Source organism: Microbispora sp. H10830, assembly GCF_014161375.1.
Taxonomy (GTDB): domain Bacteria; phylum Actinomycetota; class Actinomycetes; order Streptosporangiales; family Streptosporangiaceae; genus Microbispora; species Microbispora catharanthi.
Genome location: NZ_JABBWX010000023.1, coordinates 104458 through 110649 on the forward strand (window position 1 = coordinate 104458; position 6192 = coordinate 110649).

Below are 6192 nucleotides of genomic sequence, written 5' to 3' on the forward strand. Positions count from 1 at the left end.
TCGGATCGCCGGGACGCGGGCCGAGTGCTCGCGAGACTCCTCAACCACTACCGTGGGCTGCCCGACGTCGTCGTCCTCGGTCTGCCGCGCGGCGGCGTGCCGGTGGCGTACGAGGTGGCGACCGGCCTGGGTCACCCGCTCGACGTGCTCCTGGTGCGCAAGCTCGGCACGCCCGGCCGTGAGGAGCTCGCCATGGGGGCGATCGCCGGCGGCGGGGTGATCGTGCTCGACGAGGACGTCGTGCGCGGGCTCGGGCTCCACTCCGACACCATTCGGCAGGTCGCCGAGCGGGAGGCCCGCGAGCTGGCGAGGCGGGAGCGGAGCTACCGGGGCGACACGCCCGCCACTGACCTGCGCGGCAAGATCGTCATCATGGTCGACGACGGGCTGGCGACCGGGGCGAGCATGCGCGCCGCCGTCCGCGCGGTCCGGCAGCGGAAGCCGGCCAGGATCGTGATCGCCGTGCCCGCCGCGCCGGAGTCCACCTGCCAGGAGCTGTCCTCCCTGGTGGACGAGGCCGTCTGCGCGACCACGCCAACGCCGTTCCTCTCCGTGGGGGAGTCCTACTGGAACTTCACCCAGACGGCCGACGAGGAGGTGCGCAGACTCCTCCGCGCGGCGGCCTCGGCGCGGGCGGGGGCCCCGCCCGCCCGGACCGACCTCGCGATCCTGCGCTCGGAGGTCGTGCCCGCGCAGGACGGCGTCCCCTCGGACGAGGTGCTGTTCGGCATCGTCGGCGACGCGCGGTTCGTGCTGATCGGCGAGGCGTCGCACGGCACCCACGAGTTCTACGCCGCGCGTGCCCGGATGACGCGGCGGCTGATCGAGGAGAAGGGCTTCGTCGCCGTGGCCGTGGAGGCCGACTGGCCCGACGCGTACCGGGTGAACCGGTACGTCCGGGGGCGCGGCGGCGACGCGACCGCCGAGGAGGCGCTCGGCGGCTTCCAGCGCTTTCCGGCATGGATGTGGCGGAACGCCGACGTGCTGGAGTTCGCCGGGTGGCTGCGCGAGCACAACGATCGGCTCGACGAGCGGGCGCGGGCCGGGTTCTACGGGCTCGACCTCTACAGCCTGCACCGGTCCGCCGACGAGGTCGTCGCCTACCTGGAGAAGGTGGATCCGGGCGCGGCGGAACGGGCCCGCGACCGCTACTCCTGCTTCGACCACAGCGACGGCGACGACGGGCAGGCGTACGGCTTCGCCGCAGCCTTCGGCGCGGGGGAGTCGTGCGAGCGGCGGGTGATCGACCAGCTCGTCGACCTCCAGCGCAACGCGCTGCGCTATCAGCGGGCACAGGGGCTGCTCGGCGAGGACGAGTTCTTCCACGCCGAGCGCAACGCCGCGGTGGTGGCGGCCGCGGAGCGCTACTACCGCACGATGTTCGGCGGCAGGGTGTCGTCGTGGAACCTGCGCGACCGGCATATGGCCGACACCCTGTTCGCACTGGCCGAGCACCTCGGCTGGCAGCGCGGCGAGCCGGCGAGGATCGTGGTGTGGGCGCACAACTCCCATCTCGGCGACGCGCGGGCGACGGAGATGGGCGCGCGCGGCGAGCTCAACCTCGGCCGGCTGGTGCGCGAGCACAACCCGCAGGACTGCCGGCTCATCGGCTTCACCACCTACACCGGCACTGTCACGGCGGCCGACGACTGGGGCCGCCCGGCCGAGCGGAAGAACGTGCGACCGGCGCTGCCCGACTCGGTCGAGGAGCTGTTCCACGAGGTCGGGCACAAGGAGTTCCTGGTCGACTTCACGCATTCGGCCGGCGCGGCGGATCTGCTGCGCAGGGCGCTGCTCGAACGGGCCATCGGCGTCGTCTACCGTCCGGGCACCGAACGGCAGAGCCACTACTTCCAGACCCGCCTGCCCGACCAGTTCGACGCGGTGATCCACATCGACGAGACCGGCGCGCTGGAGCCCCTGGAGCGTACGGCCCGCTGGGAGCGCGGAGAGGTCCCGGAGACCTACCCGGTGGCGGTCTGAGATCCGGACGGCGAGGGCGGCGACGCGTCCCGGAACCCGGAGCGGTTTGCCGGACCGGCAACCCGATTCACGGCGGCGGCACGGCCCGGTGGATGATCCACGCAGGAACCACCAGGAGTTTTGGAGGAATCGATGGCGCAGCCCGCTCCCGCCGCGGCGGTCACACATCGTCTGGTCTCGTCTCCCGCCGGTCGCATCCACGTGGTGGAGCAGGGCTCAGGGCCGCTGGTGCTGCTGGTGCACGGGTTCCCGGAGTCCTGGTATTCCTGGCGGCACCAGCTACCGGTGCTGGCCGCGGCCGGTTACCGGGCCGTAGCCCTGGACGTCCGGGGTTATGGCCGCTCCTCCAAGCCCGGGGACGTGGCCGCGTACCGGATGCTGGAGCTGGTCGAGGACAACGTCGCCGTCGTGCACGCCCTGGGCGAGCGGACGGCGGTGATCGTGGGCCACGACTGGGGCGCGACCATCGCCGCGAACTCCGCCCTCGTGAGGCCCGAGGTCTTCCGCGCGGTCGGGTTGCTGAGCGTGCCGTACGCCCCGCGCGGCGGCCCGCGGCCCAGCGAGGTGTTCGCGCGGATGGGCGGAGAGGAGGAGTTCTATGTGCGCTACTTCCAGGAGCCCGGCCGGGCCGAGGCCGAGATCGAGCCGGACGTCCGCGGCTGGCTCGCCGGCTTCTACGCCGCCCTGTCCGCCGACACCATGCCGCCCGACGGCGCCCCGGACCCGCACTTCGTGTCCCGGGGCGGCAGGTTGCGCGACCGCTTCCCCGCCGACCGCCTGCCCGCCTGGCTCAGTACGGACGATCTGGACGTCTATGCGGCGGAGTTCGAAAGGACCGGCCTGACCGGGGCGCTGAACCGCTACCGCAACATGGACCGGGACTGGGAGGACCTCGCCGGTTTCGACGGTGCTCCCATCACGCAGCCGTCGCTGTTCGCCGGCGGCGCGCTGGACGCCTCCACCACCTGGATGGCCGACGCCGTCGCGGCCTACCCGGTCACCCTGCCGGGCCTGGTCTCCTCGCGCGTACTCGACGGCTGCGGCCACTGGATCCAGCAGGAACGCCGAGACGAGGTCAACGAGATCCTCACCGGCTGGCTCGCCTCCCTGCCCGCCTGAACTCCTGCCTCCCCGTCCGAAATCGCGAACGTCCGGGCCGGCCCCGTGTGGGCCGGCCCGGACGTCATGTCACGCTCAGACCAGGTCGAACCGGTCGAGGTTCATCACCTTGTCCCACGCCCGGACGAAGTCCTTCACGAACTTCTCCTTGGCGTCGTCGCTCGCGTAGACCTCCGCGACCGCGCGCAGCTCGGAGTTCGCCCCGAAGACGAGGTCGGCCCGGGTGCCGGTCCACTTGACCTCGCCCGTGGCGGCGTCGCGGCCCTCGAACGCGGTCTGGTCCCCCGACGTCGACTTCCACTCCGTGCCCAGGTCGAGCAGGTTGACGAAGAAGTCGTTGGTCAGGACCCCGGGGGTCTCGGTGAAGACGCCGAGCTTCGTCTGCTGGTGGTTGGCGCCGAGGACGCGCAGGCCGCCGACGAGGACGGTCATCTCCGGGGCGCTGAGGTTCAGCAGGTTCGCCCGGTCGACCAGCAGGTATTCGGCCGGCAGGCGGTTGCCCTTCCCGTAGTAGTTGCGGAACCCGTCGGCGGTCGGCTCGAGCGCGGCGAACGACTCGACGTCCGTCTGCTCCTGCGACGCGTCCACGCGGCCCGGCGTGAAGGGGACCTCGACGTCGAAACCGGCGTCCTTGGCGGACTTCTCGACGGCGGCGCACCCGGCGAGCACGATCACGTCGGCGAGGGAGACCTGCTTGCCACCGGTCTGGGCGGCGTTGAACGACTGCTGGACGCCCTCCAGGGTGCGCAGCACGCTCGCGAGCTGGTCGGGGTCGTTGACCTCCCAGCCGCTCTGCGGCTGCAGGCGGATGCGCGCGCCGTTGGCGCCGCCGCGCTTGTCGCTGCCGCGGAAGGACGCGGCCGACGCCCACGCCGTGGACACGAGCTCGGAGACCGACAGGCCCGATGCGAGGATCTGGTCCTTGAGGGCGGCGATGTCGTCGGCGTCGACGAGCTCGTACGTCCGCTCCGGGAGCGGGTCCTGCCACAGCAGCACCTCGGACGGGACCTCCGGGCCGAGGTAGCGCGCGACCGGGCCCATGTCGCGGTGGGTCAGCTTGTACCACGCGCGGGCGAAGGCGTCCGCGAACTCGTCGGGGTTCTCGTAGAAGCGCCGCGAGATCTGGCCGTAGATCGGGTCCACCTTGAGCGCGATGTCGGTCGTCAGCATGGCCGGTGCGTGACGCTTCGACGGGTCGTGAGCGTCGGGAACGGAGCCCTCACCGGCGCCGTTCTTCGGCTTCCACTGCCACGCGCCGGCCGGGCTCTTGGTCAGCTCCCACTCGTAGCCGAACAGGTTCCAGAAGAAGTTGGTGGACCACCTGGTCGGCGTCGAGGTCCAGGTGACCTCGAGACCGCTGGTGATCGTGTCGCCGCCCTTGCCGGTGCCGTAGCTGTTCTTCCAGCCCAGGCCCTGCTGCTCGATCGGAGAGGCCTCGGGGTCGGGGCCGACGTTGTCGGCCGGCCCGGCTCCGTGGGTCTTGCCGAAGGTGTGACCACCGGCGATGAGGGCGACGGTCTCCTCGTCGTTCATCGCCATGCGGCGGAACGTCTCACGGATGTCGCGGGCCGCGGCGAGCGGGTCCGGGTTGCCGTTCGGGCCCTCCGGGTTGACGTAGATGAGGCCCATCTGGACCGCGGCGAGCGGGTTCTCCAGCTCACGGTCGCCGCTGTAGCGCTCGTCACCGAGCCAGGTGGTCTCCGGACCCCAGTAGACGTCGTCGTCGGGCTCCCAGGCGTCCACCCGGCCGCCGGCGAAGCCGAAGGTCTTGAAGCCCATCGACTCCAGGGCGACGTTGCCGGTGAGGACCAGGAGGTCGGCCCACGAGATCTTCTTGCCGTACTTCTTCTTGACCGGCCACAGCAGCCGGCGGGCCTTGTCGAGGTTCGCGTTGTCCGGCCAGCTGTTGAGCGGGGCGAAGCGCTGCTGGCCCGAGCCGGCGCCGCCGCGGCCGTCGCTGATCCGGTAGGTGCCCGCGGCGTGCCACGCCATCCGGACCATGAGCGGCCCGTAGTGGCCGAAGTCGGCCGGCCACCAGTCCTGCGAGGTCGTCAGGACCTCCGCGATGTCCCGCTTGACCGCCGCGAGGTCGAGGGACGTGAACGCCTCGGCGTAGTCGAAGTCCTGACCGAGGGGGTTGGCCACGGCGGGGTTCTTGGCGAGGATCTTCAGGTTGAGGCGCTCCGGCCACCACTGGTGGTTGGCGCTGCCCTGGGTCGGGTGCGGGGCGCGCGTGTGCGCGACCGGGCAGCCGCCTTCGCCCTCCGTCTTCGGGTCTACAACGATCGCGTCGTGGTTCTCAGTCAAGGCAATCCTTCTGGACTAGCTGGATCATGGGGCTCAGGAAGTGCGAACGGTGGAACAGCCGGGGCACAGGCCCCAGTAGATGACGTCGGCCTCGTCGATCGTGAAGCCGTGCGTGTCGGACGCGGAAAGGCACGGCGCCTCGCCGACCGCACAGTCGACGTCGGCGACGACACCACACGACCGGCATACGACGTGGTGGTGGTTGTCGCCGACGCGGCCCTCGAATCGCGCCGGGCTGCCGGCCGGTTCGATGCGGCGCACGAGTCCCGCCGCGGTCAGCGCGTGGAGAGCCTCGTACACGGCTTGCAGGGAGACGTGGCCCACGCGATCGCGCACCCCGGAGGCGATCGCCTCGACGTCGAGGTGGTCACCGCTGCGGACGGTCTCGAGCAGTGCGACGCGGGCGGCCGTCACCCGCAGGCCGGCCCCCCGCAGCTCCTCGGCAGGCGTCGGAGTCCTGGGCGCGATCATGGTGCTAACCCTATCGCCCTAAACACGAAGAGTTCAAGAGAGCGAATCACCCAAATGTATAGGTCTCTCAGGTGATGCCCGTCTCAGTGCGACATGCGCAGCTTGCGAGCGGTGCCTGGGGTGTCACGGACATGCCGGTGCCCGCCCCCGGAAGATCGGGGGCGGGCACCGGAGCCGGACGCCTCACTTGAGGATCGGGAAGCGGCGGACCAGGGGGGTGGCGGCCCACTGGGTGCCGAGTCCGAGGGTGGTGCCGGCGCCGGTGAGGGTGAGGGCGGCCAGGACGATGGCGTAGACGATGTGCTCGTCCAT

Annotated in this window: 4 protein-coding genes; 2 read left to right on the forward strand and 2 right to left on the reverse strand. The window is 71.3% G+C overall.

Translation table 11 applies throughout. From position 1 onward, the window contains the following. Positions 1 to 24 precede the first annotated feature (24 nt). Both HHX35_RS38485 and HHX35_RS38490 read left to right on the forward strand, forming a co-directional pair. Complete coding sequence (locus HHX35_RS38485) at positions 25 to 1983, forward strand: erythromycin esterase family protein (protein ID WP_396781669.1); 1959 nt, start codon at positions 25 to 27, stop codon at positions 1981 to 1983. A 132-nt stretch (positions 1984 to 2115) separates the two neighbouring features. Continuing rightward, a complete protein-coding gene (locus HHX35_RS38490; protein ID WP_182903524.1) occupies positions 2116 to 3102 on the forward strand; it encodes an alpha/beta fold hydrolase in 987 nt (328 codons plus the stop codon). Positions 3103 to 3177: 75 nt separating this feature from the next. Here HHX35_RS38490 and katG read toward each other — a convergent pair whose 3' ends face one another. After that, positions 3178 to 5409 (reverse strand): catalase/peroxidase HPI, encoded by a 2232-nt coding sequence (katG, locus tag HHX35_RS38495; RefSeq protein WP_182903525.1) that lies wholly within the window; start codon positions 5407 to 5409, stop codon positions 3178 to 3180. A 33-nt stretch (positions 5410 to 5442) separates the two neighbouring features. Further along, a complete protein-coding gene (locus tag HHX35_RS38500; protein ID WP_139580746.1) occupies positions 5443 to 5880 on the reverse strand; it encodes a Fur family transcriptional regulator in 438 nt (145 codons plus the stop codon). Between the last annotated feature and the right edge of the window lie 312 nt (positions 5881 to 6192).

What these genes read in the sequence shown, in the direction of transcription:
- HHX35_RS38500 (WP_139580746.1), bottom strand. Translation starts at nt 5,880, where the DNA reads ATGATCGCGCCCAGGACTCCGACGCCTGCCGAGGAGCTGCGGGGGGCC.
- HHX35_RS38490 (WP_182903524.1), top strand. Translation starts at nt 2,116, where the DNA reads ATGGCGCAGCCCGCTCCCGCCGCGGCGGTCACACATCGTCTGGTCTCG.